The organism is Streptomyces cinereoruber (genome assembly GCF_009299385.1).
Taxonomy (GTDB): domain Bacteria; phylum Actinomycetota; class Actinomycetes; order Streptomycetales; family Streptomycetaceae; genus Streptomyces; species Streptomyces bikiniensis.
On the sequence record NZ_CP023693.1, the window covers coordinates 335,799 to 348,661 of the forward strand.

A 12,863-nucleotide genomic window follows, 5' to 3' on the forward strand; every position below is an offset into this window, starting at 1 on the left:
AACCGGACAATGGACAGATTCATCGCGGTCGAGCGCGCCCTGCGGACCGCCACGCCAGACGGCCTCCTCCGATCCCTGGAGGAAGGACTGATCACGCAATACGGTGCCGCGGACGTCACCCTGCTCATGGCCGACTACGCGACGACCATACTGCAACCGGTCACGGCTCTCCCCTATACGAAGGAACCCGTCCCCGTCCACGGCAGCGCCCCGGGCCGGGCCTTCAACTGGCAGTCGCCCCACGTCGAGAGCGCCGACGGCAACGGCCCGGTCACCGTGCACCTGCCGGTGAGCGTGCGAGGAGACCGCATCGGAGTCCTGAGTCTTCGCCTTCCCGACTGGCGGGAAGGCTCCGGCACCGCTCAGGAACTGACACAGATCGCCGAGGTGCTCGGACACGAGATCATCGTCGGCGAACGCGACACCGATCTCTACCTCCAGGCCCGGCGGGCCGACCGCCTCACACTCGCCGCCGAAATGCAGTGGCAGCTCCTTCCCGGACGTTCGTGCACCCGCCCGGAGTACGACATCGGCGCACAGCTCGAACCCGCCTACGCGATCTACGGCGACAACTTCGACTGGTCGACATCGACCCACGACCTCACCCTGACCGTGACCAACGGAATGGGCGAGGGCATCGACGCGGCCCTGCTGACCAACCTCGCGGTCAACGCCCTGCGCAACGCCCGGCGGGCAGGTCTCTCCCTGGCCGACCAGGCCTACCTGGCCGATCAGGCGCTCTACGGCCAACATCGGGGGACCCAGCACCTGGCGGCTCTGCTGTTGCGCTTCGACCTGGCCACCGGGGCGACGGAGATCGTGGACGCCGGATCACCGAAGATGTGGCTCGTACGGCGCGGCAAGGTCAAGCAGATCGAGCTGAACGCCCAGCTGCCCCTCGGCATGTTCGAGGACACCGTCTACACGACCGAGCACTTCCGAACCGAGCCGGGCGACCGCCTCGTCTTCGTCAGCGACGGCGTCTACGACGTCACCTCCCCGTCAGGAGAGCGGTACAGCGAACGAGCCCTGGCCCGGGCTCTGACCAGCACCCGGCTTCTGCCCGCCTCCCAGGTCCCCCGCGCCGTCCTCCAGGAACTCGCCGGTCACCGCGGTGTGATCGACGCCGACGACGACGCCATGGTCGTCTGCCTCGACTGGCGCGGGCGGCCATCGGGCTGAGGATCGCAGGACGGCGGGCCGAAGACACGAAGGACGGTCCTCGACGAGGACTCGTGAGCAGCGGAGCCGCACTGGTGTGCGCCCGGACTCCCGGCTTCCGGGCCGCTCCTTCTTGCGACCGGGAGGGATTCGGCGAGGCGGTCCAGCCGGATGTGGAGGGCCCGTACGAGGCGGGCGCGGTTCTGGACGCAACGGGCGGTGTCTCCGAGCGGGGCGGACGGGAGGCCGTCGGGTTCGTGGAGCGGTGGACCGTTCCGGCTCACTCTCGCCCGTGCTCCAGGTACACGGTCACGCCTTCCTCCCGGGCCCGCACACAGGCCCGTACCCGGCGCGCCGCCCTCGGCAGAAGCAGCTCCCCGGTCAGGTCCGCCCCGACGAACCTGAACTCCCGCAGCTCCTCCGCCTGAAGCCGGATCGCCGCCACCTGCTCCGGCGCGAGCCGACCGCCGTCGAAGACGAACGCCACACTCTCGCTGCGCCCCTGTCGGGGCCCCGTCCAGTCGACGCCCAGCAGCGCCCCGGGCGGCAGATCCAGACCCAGCTCCTCCAGGACCTCACGGCGCGCCCCGGCCCTCGGTGACTCGTCCGCCTCGACCGCCCCGCCGGGGATCTCCCACGGCTCCTTGTAGACCGGGTCGACGAGCAGCACCCTGCCCGCGTCGTCGAAGAACAGCACTCCGGCCGCCACCCGTTTGCGTGCCAGCTGCCGGTCGTACTCCGTCAGGGAAACGCTCGCGTCCACCATGCCCACGAGCCTATGGCCTATGGCGCGAACCGGTGGACCACGTCGAGCCGGGGCCGGTTCCGGTGGTCCCCGTCACGACCACCGGGTGCAGGCTGTGAGAGGCCTGGCCCCGGTCGCGGGTGAGGAGCCCCCTGCCCCCGCAGTTCCTGTCGCATCGCGCGTACCTCGTCCAGCGGCGCCACACGATCACGCGGGTCCGGAAGCCCAAGGTGCTCTCGTGGCCGGATGGCGGCCGGAGCCGCCGTCCGGAACCGGTCCCGGCCGTCCGCCGTCGCCTCGGACCTGACCCGTGCCCGTTCCTCGTCGGCCGGCTCCAGGGCGCCGGGCCCCTGGCACGTGCTCGTTTCACCCCCCGACTCGGGGGCATCCGGCCGTCATGGACACTTCAGCAGGCCCCGAAGAGGCGGTCGAGACACAGGGTGATGAGCACCACGTCGTCCTCAGCGCCGATACCAACGGTGACGGCAAGCCCGATGTGTGGATGACCGACACCACCGGTGACGGAAAAGCCGACCTCTACCAGTTCGACACCACCGGCGACGGGCGGATCGACGTCACCATCGTCGAACGTGCCGAACAGCCCGGTACCGACCGCCTGGTCGTCGAAGGCGATGCCGGCCACCCCCAGCAGACCTGACCCCACCCCCTCACACCGATCCGGCGCGTGACGAGGCACCGTTCGACACGCGAGCAGCCCTCCCCCGAAAGGAACCCGCACATGCTCGGTATAGCCGCCGCCGTATTGTTCTTCATCGCTTTCCTGATCAACGCGGCCGACATCGGAACCAACGATGTCTTCTCCTCCACGAACGTGATGCTTCTCGGGCTCACCGCCCTGGCCCTGCACCTCGCCGGCATCGGAGCCAACCGCACCGGCCACACCACCAGGCGCCGACCCTGGTCCCGGTCCTGAACCCTGTAGCCGACCGTCCCGCGAAGCGGACCTCGAGGGACGTCGCAGAAGGTCGTGAAGCGGCCGCGGTCACTGCTCGCGATCGAACCGACCGCTTGGCCGCCGATCTCGGTGACCTCCGGGCCATGGGGCCAGGGATCACCGAGCTGCTCCACCCCGCGTCGGTGTCACCGCCGTACGTGACCACCGGCGCGGGGTGGGGCGAAGAGGGTCTTGCACGGGCCGGACGGGTCAGCCGCGGACGATGTTCTCGGCCTGGGGTCCCTTCTGGCCCTGCGTGACGTCGAAGGTGACGGTCTCCCCCTCGACCAGCTCGCGGTAGCCGTTGCCGGAGATGTTGGAGTAGTGGGCGAAGACGTCCGGGCCGCCGTCCTGGGCGATGAATCCGAAGCCCTTCTCGGCGTTGAACCACTTCACGGTGCCGCTGGCCATGCTGTTTTCCTTCGGTCGAGCCGGGAGTCCGGCCGGGTTGAGAAGAGTGCCTTCCCCCGGTGGGAAGGCACCCGGGACCCGTCCCGTCCGCGCGTGGGTCGGTGGACCGATCACACGGCACGGGACCGGGACGGGTGGTGCGAGGAGCGGGTGCTACTTGCCCTTGGCGGCTTCCTTGAGCTTCGAGCCCGCGGAGACCTTCACGCTGTGGCCGGCCGGGATGTCGATCGGGTCGCCGGTCTGCGGGTTACGAGCGGTGCGAGCGGCACGGTGGGTGCGCTCGAAGGTCAGGAAGCCGGGGATGGTGACCTTCTCGTCGCCCTTGGCGACGACCTCGCCGACGGTCTCGGCGAGAGCGGCCAGCACGGCGTCGGCGTCCTTGCGGGTCACCTCGGCACGGTCGGCCAGGGCGGCGATCAGCTCGCTGCGGTTCATGGGTGAAGCACTCCGTATCTGTGGGCCGTCCCGGCCGTCTGCTGCGGACGGGACGTCTCCCCGCTACCCTGCCACCGGCTTTTGACACCCCCAACGATCAACGCTCGATATTACCCATATGAGGCATTCATGGGATCGGAGAGGTGTTCAGCGGTCCCGACGCGTGCAGCGCCCGCTCCGACGATCCGAACGGTCAGCTGCCGGCGAACCCGCCGGGGCGGTCGCGGCCGGAGCCTGAGCGGTCCGACGGCCGGGCGCGCCCGCCCCGCTCTGCCCGATGTGCGGTTCGTCTTCGTCCCCGAAACGTCCTGGCGGCGCGTCGACGGTCCCACCGATGTCGTTCAGGTGGGCCCGCGCGTCTCGTACGGGGTCGTCAACCGTCGAGGAACTCGGCACACCGGTACGGTCCGAGCGACGGGCCCTCCGGCTGGTGCAGGGTGACCTCCACGTCATCGGTTCCGGCCTTCGGGTCGAGTACGGACTGGGCGCGGGCCAGCGTGCACACCAGCTGTCCCGTTCCCTGGTCGCGGCCCGTTGCCGCGTACGGGTCCTCCAGGCGCACCGTGACCCGGGCCCCCCGACCGGTCACCGCGTAGCCGCCCAGCCGGACGAGGTTGGTGAGACCGTCACGCTGTTCGGCCGGCGGCGGGCCGACCGCGAGCAGCTTCACCACCGAGTCGAGGTCCTTCACCTCCCTGTCGAGTACCGGCACGCCCCGCAGTCCGCTGCCCGGGGCGAAGTACAGACGGATCCCCCGCGTCAGCCCGGTCGCCGGTTCGCCCGCGCCCACCACCCCGGCCGGCTGCACACCGCATCCCACCAGGGCGATCCCGAGGACGGAGGCAAGTGTTCCTGCTCGTGCCCTCACTCCGCGTCCCCTCCGGCGCGCCGCAGGGGCAGCCGCAGCGTGAACACGGCGCCGCCCCCGGCCCCTTCGGCGACGTCGATCGTGCCGCCGTGCAGCCGCGCGTTCTCCAGCGCGATCGCCGTGCCGAGACCGCTGCCCTGCCCGTCGGTGCCGGCCGGGCTCCGGGTGCGTGCCGCCTCCGCCTTGTAGAACCGGTCGAAGGCCCGCTCCCGGGCCTCCGGCGGCAGCCCCGGTCCTTGATCGGCGACCTCCAGCGTCACCCACTTCCCGTCCGTCGCGCCGACCGTACCGAGGGTCACGGTGACCGGTGGGGCTCCGTGCCGCAGCGCGTTGCCCACCAGGTTGGCCACGATCACGTCGATGCGACGCCGGTCGACCACCGCCCGTACGCCCTCGTCGAGGTGGACCTCCACCCGCTCGGCCCAGCCGCGTAGCGCGAGGGAGGCCCGTACCGTGTCGGCGAGGCCGGTCTCGGCCGCGTTCCGCCGGATCGCGTTCGCGTCGAAACGGGAGATCTCCATCAGGTCCTCGACGAGCCGTGAGAGCCGTGCCGTCTCCGTGCCCACCGTGCGGGCCGCCCGGGCGGCGTCCGGCGGCAGCTGGTCGGCGTCCTCCTCCAGGACGACCACCACCATCGTCATCGCCGCGAGGGGGGTGCGCAGTTCGTGCGACACGTCCGCGACGAAGCGGCGCGCTTTCGCCTCCTGCTCGCGCAGGCGCGCGCCGGAGGCCTGAAGGGCGCCCGCCGTCTCGTTGAACGTCCTTGCCAGGTCGGCGAGTTCGTCGTGTCCCCTGACCGGTACCCGGCTGCCGAGGTCGCCCTCGGCGAGCTCGCGCGTGGCTCGCCCCAGCTTCCGTACGGGACGGAGGACCGTACCGGCGGCGAGCAGTGCCAGGAGGGCGGTCAGGGCCACCACCGGCAGGATGCCGGTCCGTACGGAGTCCAACAGGGCGGCGGTGTCGTCGCGTTCGGCCCGGAGGCCGGTGATCGCGAAGACCTCCAGACCGGAGGGTCGCCGGTCGCCGTCCGCGTACGTCACGGGCATGCCGACCACCAGATACGGCTCGTTCCGCCACATCACCCGCTGGAACCGGGCTCCGTCCCCGGCCCGGACGGCGGCGCGCAGCTCGGGGGTGATCCGGTCCTGCGCGTCGGCGAGCGGGTCGGACACCGCGACGAGATCCTGGTGGCGCGCGACCACGATCCGGGCGCCGAGGCCGTCCGAGACCTTCGCCGCGAACCGGGAGAGCGACCGCTGGTCGGGCGGCAGGTCGAAGTCGGCGGCGACCGCGGTGACCCGTGTCCGTACGTCGTTCACGGCGGCGTCCTGGGTGCGCCGGAGGACGGCGGTCCGCGCGTCCCGGTAGGCGAGCGCGGTCGCGGTCACCGCGCTGATGAGCGCGCCCAGGACGAACGTCACGACGAGCCGGGTCCGCAGTCCCCCGACGAGCCGTCGGGGACGCCGTTCCGGGGCGGTCGCGGCAGGGGCGGCGCCCTCGGCGACGGCGCCACGCGTACGCCTCACAGCGGGCCGAAGCGGTGGTCGAAGCCCCGCACGGTCTGGACGTACCGCGGTCTCGCCGGTACGTCCTCCGGCTTCGCCCGCAGTCGGCCGACCGCCGTGTCCACCAGCCGGGAATCGCCGAGGAAGGTGTGGTCACAGACCGACGACAGGAACTGCTCTGCGCGGGCGTGCCGCTGCGGGAACGCCGGGCGCGGGCGCGACCGCGCTCGACCGGGTCCGCCTCGACCACCGCCACTCCCACACGCCGAACGAGCTGTCCGGCGGCGAGAAGCAGCGCGTGGCCATCGCCCGCGCGCTGGTGGGGGAGCCCCGGCTGCTGCTCGCGGACGAGCCGACCGGCGCACTCGACACCGCCTCGGGGGAGATCGTCATGGACCTGCTGCACGAGCTGAACGCCTCCGGCACCACGATCTGCGTCATCACCCACGACAACGAGATCGCCGACTCCCTGCCGCGCCGGGTGCGCTTCAAGGACGGCGAGGTCGTCGTGGACGAGCGCGGCGCCCTTCCCGGGGAAGGAGCCTCGCCGTGAAAGGCGCCCTCAAGCCCTCCCGTCTCTCCGTCCGTGACGTCCTCCGGGTCGGCGCGGTCGGTCTCCGCGCGCGCCGCGCGCGCGTGGTGCTCTCCGCGCTCGGCATCACCATCGGCATCGCGACCATGGTCGCGGTCGTCGGCCTCTCCGAGTCCAGCCGCGCGGACCTGATGGCCAGGCTCGACCGGCTCGGCACCAACCTCCTCACCGCCGAGGCGGGCAAGGACGCCCTGGGCAGGGAAGTCAAACTCCCCAAGAACGCGGTCGCGATGGTCGAGCGCATCGGCCCCGTCCGGCACGCCACCGGAACCGGCGACGTCGACGCCCGGATCCGCCGCAGCGACCTGGTGCCCGAGGAGCGCACCGCCGGCGTCACCACGCAGGCGGTCCGTACCGATCTCCTGGCCGCGCTCGGCGGCGAGGTCGACAAGGGCGCCTGGCTGGACCCGGCCGGTGAACGGCTTCCGGTCACGGTCCTCGGAGCGGTGGCCGCCGACCGGCTCGGCATCACCCGCACCGGCGAGACGATCATGATGAACGACACCCGCGTGGTCGTCGTCGGCATCCTGAAACCGCTGGAGCCGGTCCCGAACCTCGACCGGGTGGCGATGGTCGGTTTCCCCTCCGCCGAGCGCCACTTCGGTTTCGACGGCCACCCGACCACGGTCTTCGAGCGTTCCACGGACGCGTCGGTGGAGGACGTACGGGCGATCCTGGCCCGCACGATCAGCCCCGGCGGCGAGGCGGGCGTCAAGGTCTCCCGGCCCTCGGACGCGCTCGCCGCCAAAGCCGCCACCCACAAGGGCCTGACCGCCCTCATGCTGGGCCTGGGCGCGGTGGCGCTCCTGGTCGGCGGCGCCAACACCATGGTCATCTCCGTCCTCGAACGCCGGCAGGAGATCGGCCTGCGCCGCTCCCTCGGCGCGACCCGCAACGCGATCCGGCTCCAGTTCCTCACCGAGCCGCTGCTGTTGTCGTTGCTCGGAGGGGGTGACGGGCGCGCTGCTCGGCGCGGCGGCGACGTACGGGTTCGCGCGGTTTCAGGGCTGGACGGCGGTCGTCCCGCCCTGGTCCCTCGCGGGCGGCCTGGCCGCCACTCTCCTGATCGGGGCGGTCGCCGGCCTCTACCCGGCGGTGCGCGCCTCCCGCCTCCACCCGACGGTGGCGCTCAACGCGACGTGAGTCCCGTTCGCGCCGACGGGACGGCGGTCGCCACGGGGGACACGGTCTGGGCACAGGGCTCTGCGAGTCCGGTGCGCCATGCCCAGGCCGCGATCTCGACGCGGTTGCGTGCGGTGAGCTTGGCCTGGACGTTGGTCAGGTGGGTCTTCACGGTTCCGACCGTGATGCCGAGGGCCGCGGCGATCTCGCTGTTGGTCATGCCCCGGGCCAGGAGCAGGACGACTTCCTCCTCGCGCGGGGACAGCCCGGTCGCGGGCGCGGGCCCGGGGGAAGTCCGCAACCGTCGCAGGAGACGGACGGTGATCGAGGGGCTGACCATGGCATCGCCGGCCGCGGCCGCGCGGATCGCTTCGGCGAGCAGGCGGGGTCCGGAGTCCTTGAGGATGAAGCCGCAGGCGCCGGCTTCCACGGCGCGCGCCAGGTACTCCTCGTCGTCGAAGGTCGTCACCATGACGACTTGCGGACGGTGCTCGGCGTAGGGGCGGGTGAGCCGGCGCAGAGCGTCCAGGCCGTTCAGGCGCGGCATGCGGATGTCCATGAGGACCACGTCCGGGCGGTGCAGGGCGTTCATCTCCAGGGCCTGCAGTCCGTCCCGGGCCTGGGCGACGACCTCGATGTCGTCCTCGACGGAGAGGATCATGGCCATGCCGGTGCGGACGATCTGCTGATCGTCGGCGAGGAGTACGCGGATCACGGGTGTGCCCTCCAGGTGCCGGTGGAAGGGATGCGTGCGCTGACCCGCCACAGTCCCTGGTCGTCGAGGCCGGCCCGGAAGGTGCCGCCTTCGGCTTTCACGCGTTCTTCGAGGCCGATGAGACCGTAGCCCGCAGTGTCGCGCCGTGGAGTGGGCCGGTCGTTCACGACGTCGAGTTCGGCGGTTCCGCCGTGGACGCGGAGCGCCACCGAGACCTTTCGGGAGGTCGGCGCGTGTTTGCGTATGTTGGTCAGTGACTCCATGACGACGCGGTGGAGGATTTGCGCGGCCGACGCGGACAGGCCGCCCGTCCGCCCTTCCTGGACGAAGTGGGCCCGTCCGCCGGCGGGCAGGGCGAAATCGGCCACGAGGGAGCGCATCTGCTCCACGTCTCCCGGCCGGACGAGTTCGGTGGCGGCCTCGGTGCGCAGGCCGCTCACCATGTGCCGCAGGGCTTTGAGGGCCTCGGCGGCGGTCCGCTCGATCTGCTCCAGGGCGGACGCACTCGCCTGCGGTCGGGACGCCGCGACCGCCTGGGCGCCCTGGGCCTGCACGACGATGCCCGTGACGTGGTGGGCGACGAAGTCGTGCAGGTCCCGGGCGAAGGCCAGGCGCTGTTCCAGTCGCACCCTCTCGGTGTGCCGCCGGCGTTCGGCGGTCACCAGCCGGGCCACCAGTGCGCCGGCCAGGGCCGCGCAGACGGCGAACGTGGAGAACAGTGCCACGAGGAGGCTGTTCTCGCTCGTCTCCACCGCCACGGGCCGCAGAGCGACCGCAGCGCACAGAACGACGGCTGCCACCGCGGCGGGCCAGGCCGGACCGCGCAGGACGGTGACGATCAGCAGGACGACGAGTGCGCTGATCTCGAACAGGGTGTAGGCGTCCGCCCGTGCGGCAGAAGAGCCCGGCTGCCCCGCTGCGACGTGCATCCAGACACTGCACCCGAGGGACACGACGCCCGCCGCGCAGCCTGCAGTCGCCAGCGCCCACGGCCCGACGCGCGAGCGGCGCAGCAGCCAAGCCGGTGGCAGCAGGAACACGCTCACGGCCGACAGGCGGGCCTGGTTCGCGAGGGGCGAGCCGTAGACGCCACTGCGGTGGTCGACGAAGAGCGCCGTCGCCATGACCACGCTCACGAGAGTGGCACCGAGGCAGAGCAGAAGGCCGCGGGTCCAGGAGGGGAAGCGGCCGAAGAGCATGGCATGCATACCCGCACCCTACAAAGCGGGACGTCCCGGGCGCCTCTGCCGAAAGTCGTAGCGGGCGTGCCGGATTTCGGGCTTTCGGCAGATCCGGGGCGGTGCTCCGTTCGGACACGATCGCTCCCAGTCGTCCATGCAAGCCTGCCGCAGGAGCACGCCGTGAATTTCCAGACCGAGATCCCCACGACCGCCGTCCTCGGCCCGGCGCTCGCCGTCTTCGCCGTCATCGCTTTCGTGCGACGGCGCGGCAACGTGCCCGGGTGGCGTGGGGGCCCGCTGGCACTCCGGGTCCTCGCAGCCGTCTACACGGCGGCGGTCCTCTCCATCACGGTCTTCCCCCTGTGGATCTACGGCGGTGGCTATCGCAACGCGGCACCCTGGATCAGCCAGATCCAGCCGATCCCGCTCCTCATGGCCGACGTGTCCATGATCCCCAACGTCATCATGTTCGTCCCCCTCGGCTTCCTCCTCCCCCTGCTCTCCCCCGGTCTCACGCGAGGCCGCACCGTCGCGCTCTGCGCCCTGGCCAGCCTCGGAATCGAGATCACCCAGCTCCTGCAGTACATCGCCCTGGGCAACGGACGCTCCGTCGACGTCAACGACCTCATCGCCAACACCCTCGGCGGTCTCATCGGCTGCGCCGCCCTGCGCGTCACCCGGCGCGCCACTGCGGCCCGCGCCGTGCTCGACCGGCTGTCCGCCACGCACGGCGGGGCGTGAGGGACCCGCTTCGCGGAGAGCGGTGCCGGACGCTTCGCGGAGCGGACGGTCCGCCCCGCGCGGTGGTGTCCGTCAGGCGGTCTTCCCCCGTCCCCGGACGCGTTCGCCCAAGGTCCGTCCGCCGCCTGCGATCAACCGGCCACAGCGGCGGGAGACGAAGACCTCGGCGTGCGACGAAGTCCGCCGACGACGACCCGGCCCGTACGGCGAACCGCCGGTCGGTGTCGAGCGCGGTCCGTCCACGAGGGTGACCGCGGCGGACTCCGGCCCGGCCCCTGCTCCATCCCCGTGCTCGCGCTCGTTCCGGTCGGGGTCGGCAGGCGGGCCATGCGGCCTCGCACGTACGGAACACAGGGGGTTTGAAAGCTGCCGGAGTGCGCATACGCCGTGTTGACGCAGAACTTATATCAGCAGGCAGGAGACACATCATGGGCATCATCGCGTGGATTCTCATCGGCCTGATCGCCGGTTTCATCGCCAAGGCGATCATGCCGGGCAAGGACCCCGGCGGCGTCATCATCACCATTCTGATCGGCATCGCGGGCGGCCTGCTGGGCGGCTTCCTGGGCAAGGTCATATTCGGCGTGGATTCCATCGACGGCTTCTTCGACCTCTCCACCTGGATCGCGGCCGTCATCGGCTCCGTGATCCTTCTCGCCCTCTACCGCCTCGTCACCGGCAACCGACGACACGCCTGAGGTAGTCTCCCGGAACCGCAACGGCGGTGAAACGGCTCCCTCCCTTCTTCCAAGGGGCGGAGCCGTTCGCCGTGCCCGGCCGCCCTCCCGGGGCACGGAGGCGGCCCGGACGCCGAGGAGGTGGGCGGCGTGGTGGCGCGGTGGGCCGAAGGCCGGTGGTTGTCACCGGCAAGGTCGGACGGCGTGGCGGACGGGACCGAACGGGGCAGCGTGGTCGTCATCGACGAGGCACGTGGCTTGCCGTACGTGCTCGTACGGCGGACTTTCCGTCACGAACACCGCGACCGGCCCCGTTCACGACAAGCGCTGCCAGACTGCTGGACGCCGGTGATCATTCCACTGTCAACAGGAAGACCGGCGAGCCCAGGATGAGGAAGAGCGCGCACAGGATGAGCACGATGCGTATCGGTCACAACTTCGCGAGCTCGTCACTGTTGAGCCAGGGCTCTTCCTCGTGCGCTGACCCCGATGCTTCCGGATTCGGTGTGTGCAGCGTGCCTCCCCCTCGACGCGGCAAGCCTCCAGTACACGTCCACTGCCCCGCGTGCCGATAGAGTTCCTGCGGTACTGGGCGGGTCCGGCCGGTTCTTCCGGACCGTCGGGCACACGCGTGACGCCGGCACCCTGCCGGAAGGGTGGGAACCTGCTGCCGGTCGGCGAAGAGGGCGACCTTCGAGGCGATCATGGCGTTGTCGCCGATGCCGATGCCGCCGGCAAGGGGTCCGGACCTGCCGTCGGACCGGACCCCTCGATCAGCGCGGTCTACTCCTCGCTAGGCCATTCGGCCCGCCGGGTGGAAGTTGACGCGTTCGCGGATGACGGGGAAGCCGGCCTTGGCGAAGTTCGCGGCCATGGGGAAGTTGGCCTGGTCCGTCGCTCCGCCGACGAACTCCGCGCCCTGCTCGACGAGGAGGTGGGTGCACTCCGCGAGGAGGTCGTAGGCGTAGCCGCGGCCGCGCTGTTCCGGGACGACTCCGATGAAGCCGATCGTCGGGCCGGAGGGGTTGTGGGCCGGGATGTGGATGCCGGCCAGGTCGCCCTCCGGCGTGTACGCCGTCCGCCACCACTCCCGTGGGGAGGGGCACCAGTGGAAGAAGTCGAGTTCCTCCTGGGCGGCCCGGTCGAGGCCGCCCTCCTCGACGGCCCTGAGCGCGTGGGCGTCCAGGGTGGCGGAGTGGATGCGGCGCAACGCGTCGAAGAACACGGCGTCGTCGGGTTCGGCGCTGAAACGCAGGCGTCCGGGCCGCTCGGGCAGGCCTCGCTCGGGGGTCCAGCGGTACAGGAAGCGTTCCACCAGGAGTTCGTACCCCGCGGCTCGTGCGGCGGCGAAGCGCGCCTCGGCGCCGGCGCGCAGGCCGGGCTCGTCCCGCCAGCCGCCGGGCAGGTTGATCTCGAGTTCGACCTGCCAGGGAGCGGAGCGCAGGAGTTCGGCCCCGGCCTCCTCCTCCCCCTCGGCCACGTCGAACCAGTTGATGTTGACGGGCTCCGAGTCGTCGGGGCCGCCCCACCACGCGCCGCGTGCGACGACCTCGCCGTCGCGCAGGGCGACGCGCTTCCAGTCGGGGCGGAAACGGGTACGCCGATGGCCTTCACGGGCGCCCAAGGGGTCGGGGAGCGCGTCGAAGAGATGGGCGTCGCTCGCGGAGAGCGTGCGGATGACCGGATCGGTCATGGATTCCTCCGGGATACAGGCTGCTTGGAGCGCTCCCGGTCAGAACTGGCGAACCACGCCGG

Annotated in this window: 13 protein-coding genes and 3 pseudogenes; 7 read left to right on the forward strand and 9 right to left on the reverse strand. The window is 71.4% G+C overall.

Features of this window, described 5'->3' with window-relative positions; translation table 11 throughout:
* The first annotated feature begins 9 nt into the window (after window positions 1–9).
* A complete protein-coding gene (locus CP977_RS01535) occupies window positions 10–1,182 on the forward strand; it encodes a PP2C family protein-serine/threonine phosphatase (protein WP_062760889.1) in 1,173 nt (390 codons plus the stop codon).
* Window positions 1,183–1,441: 259 nt separating this feature from the next.
* On the opposite strand, the gene CP977_RS01545 is transcribed toward CP977_RS01535, so the two are convergent.
* Window positions 1,442–1,927 carry an NUDIX domain-containing protein gene (locus tag CP977_RS01545; RefSeq protein WP_062761233.1) on the reverse strand — a complete coding sequence of 162 codons (486 nt, stop codon included), beginning with the start codon at window positions 1,925–1,927 and terminating at the stop codon, window positions 1,442–1,444.
* 376 nt (window positions 1,928–2,303) lie between these two features.
* Here CP977_RS01545 and CP977_RS01550 point away from each other — a divergent pair, with 376 nt between their 5' ends.
* Both CP977_RS01550 and CP977_RS01555 read left to right on the forward strand, forming a co-directional pair.
* A complete protein-coding gene (locus tag CP977_RS01550; RefSeq protein WP_109186213.1) occupies window positions 2,304–2,564 on the forward strand; it encodes a hypothetical protein in 261 nt (86 codons plus the stop codon).
* Between the two features lie 81 nt (window positions 2,565–2,645).
* The gene (locus tag CP977_RS01555; RefSeq protein ID WP_062760891.1) at window positions 2,646–2,840 is read left to right on the forward strand and encodes a hypothetical protein; all 195 of its coding nucleotides are present in this window, start codon (window positions 2,646–2,648) and stop codon (window positions 2,838–2,840) included.
* 231 nt (window positions 2,841–3,071) lie between these two features.
* Here CP977_RS01555 and CP977_RS01560 read toward each other — a convergent pair whose 3' ends face one another.
* The 5 genes and pseudogenes from CP977_RS01560 to CP977_RS01580 all read right to left on the reverse strand — a co-directional run.
* Window positions 3,072–3,272: a cold-shock protein gene (locus tag CP977_RS01560; protein WP_030221474.1), complete on the reverse strand. Its 201-nt coding sequence runs from the start codon at window positions 3,270–3,272 to the stop codon at window positions 3,072–3,074.
* A gap of 153 nt (window positions 3,273–3,425) precedes the next feature.
* Entirely contained in the window at window positions 3,426–3,707 is a 282-nt protein-coding gene (locus CP977_RS01565; protein ID WP_062760893.1) for an HU family DNA-binding protein, read from the reverse strand.
* A 373-nt stretch (window positions 3,708–4,080) separates the two neighbouring features.
* The gene (locus CP977_RS01570) at window positions 4,081–4,575 is read right to left on the reverse strand and encodes a hypothetical protein (RefSeq protein ID WP_109186215.1); all 495 of its coding nucleotides are present in this window, start codon (window positions 4,573–4,575) and stop codon (window positions 4,081–4,083) included.
* Window positions 4,572–6,101 carry a sensor histidine kinase gene (locus CP977_RS01575; protein ID WP_167309050.1) on the reverse strand — a complete coding sequence of 510 codons (1,530 nt, stop codon included), beginning with the start codon at window positions 6,099–6,101 and terminating at the stop codon, window positions 4,572–4,574. The genes CP977_RS01570 and CP977_RS01575 overlap by 4 nt, the downstream gene beginning before the upstream one ends.
* Window positions 6,098–6,259: pseudogene (locus tag CP977_RS01580) on the reverse strand (winged helix-turn-helix domain-containing protein); the annotation flags it as partial. The pseudogene CP977_RS01580 and the gene CP977_RS01575, both read right to left, overlap by 4 nt.
* Between CP977_RS01580 and CP977_RS35175 the strand changes: the two are divergent.
* Both CP977_RS35175 and CP977_RS01590 read left to right on the forward strand, forming a co-directional pair.
* Window positions 6,254–6,633: pseudogene (locus CP977_RS35175) on the forward strand (ATP-binding cassette domain-containing protein); the annotation flags it as partial. The pseudogenes CP977_RS01580 and CP977_RS35175 overlap by 6 nt on opposite strands.
* Window positions 6,630–7,815: pseudogene (locus CP977_RS01590) on the forward strand (ABC transporter permease). The pseudogenes CP977_RS35175 and CP977_RS01590, both read left to right, overlap by 4 nt.
* On the opposite strand, the gene CP977_RS01595 reads toward CP977_RS01590, so the two are convergent.
* Together CP977_RS01595 and CP977_RS01600 are read right to left on the reverse strand one after the other, a co-directional pair.
* Entirely contained in the window at window positions 7,802–8,461 is a 660-nt protein-coding gene (locus tag CP977_RS01595; protein ID WP_229991527.1) for a response regulator, read from the reverse strand. The pseudogene CP977_RS01590 and the gene CP977_RS01595 overlap by 14 nt on opposite strands.
* Window positions 8,462–8,505: 44 nt before the next feature.
* The gene (locus CP977_RS01600; RefSeq protein WP_152369473.1) at window positions 8,506–9,717 is read right to left on the reverse strand and encodes a sensor histidine kinase; all 1,212 of its coding nucleotides are present in this window, start codon (window positions 9,715–9,717) and stop codon (window positions 8,506–8,508) included.
* Window positions 9,718–9,870: 153 nt separating this feature from the next.
* On the opposite strand from CP977_RS01600, the gene CP977_RS01605 reads away from it, so the two are divergent.
* Together CP977_RS01605 and CP977_RS01610 are read left to right on the forward strand one after the other, a co-directional pair.
* Complete coding sequence (locus tag CP977_RS01605; protein ID WP_062760901.1) at window positions 9,871–10,431, forward strand: VanZ family protein; 561 nt, start codon at window positions 9,871–9,873, stop codon at window positions 10,429–10,431.
* A gap of 428 nt (window positions 10,432–10,859) precedes the next feature.
* Window positions 10,860–11,129 carry a GlsB/YeaQ/YmgE family stress response membrane protein gene (locus CP977_RS01610; protein ID WP_062760903.1) on the forward strand — a complete coding sequence of 90 codons (270 nt, stop codon included), beginning with the start codon at window positions 10,860–10,862 and terminating at the stop codon, window positions 11,127–11,129.
* Between the two features lie 772 nt (window positions 11,130–11,901).
* On the opposite strand, the gene CP977_RS01615 is transcribed toward CP977_RS01610, so the two are convergent.
* Window positions 11,902–12,801: a GNAT family N-acetyltransferase gene (locus CP977_RS01615; RefSeq protein ID WP_062760905.1), complete on the reverse strand. Its 900-nt coding sequence runs from the start codon at window positions 12,799–12,801 to the stop codon at window positions 11,902–11,904.
* Window positions 12,802–12,863 lie beyond the last annotated feature (62 nt).

Bases quoted from the DNA above. Each gene is read 5' to 3' on its own strand.
- CP977_RS01600 (WP_152369473.1), bottom strand. From the start codon at position 9,717: ATGCATGCCATGCTCTTCGGCCGCTTCCCCTCCTGGACCCGCGGCCTT.
- CP977_RS01610 (WP_062760903.1), top strand. From the start codon at position 10,860: ATGGGCATCATCGCGTGGATTCTCATCGGCCTGATCGCCGGTTTCATC.
- CP977_RS01550 (WP_109186213.1), top strand. From the start codon at position 2,304: ATGGACACTTCAGCAGGCCCCGAAGAGGCGGTCGAGACACAGGGTGAT.
- CP977_RS01615 (WP_062760905.1), bottom strand. From the start codon at position 12,801: ATGACCGATCCGGTCATCCGCACGCTCTCCGCGAGCGACGCCCATCTC.
- CP977_RS01535 (WP_062760889.1), top strand. From the start codon at position 10: ATGGACAGATTCATCGCGGTCGAGCGCGCCCTGCGGACCGCCACGCCA.
- CP977_RS01545 (WP_062761233.1), bottom strand. From the start codon at position 1,927: ATGGTGGACGCGAGCGTTTCCCTGACGGAGTACGACCGGCAGCTGGCA.
- CP977_RS01595 (WP_229991527.1), bottom strand. From the start codon at position 8,461: ATGGCCATGATCCTCTCCGTCGAGGACGACATCGAGGTCGTCGCCCAG.
- CP977_RS01560 (WP_030221474.1), bottom strand. From the start codon at position 3,272: ATGGCCAGCGGCACCGTGAAGTGGTTCAACGCCGAGAAGGGCTTCGGA.
- CP977_RS01555 (WP_062760891.1), top strand. From the start codon at position 2,646: ATGCTCGGTATAGCCGCCGCCGTATTGTTCTTCATCGCTTTCCTGATC.
- CP977_RS01565 (WP_062760893.1), bottom strand. From the start codon at position 3,707: ATGAACCGCAGCGAGCTGATCGCCGCCCTGGCCGACCGTGCCGAGGTG.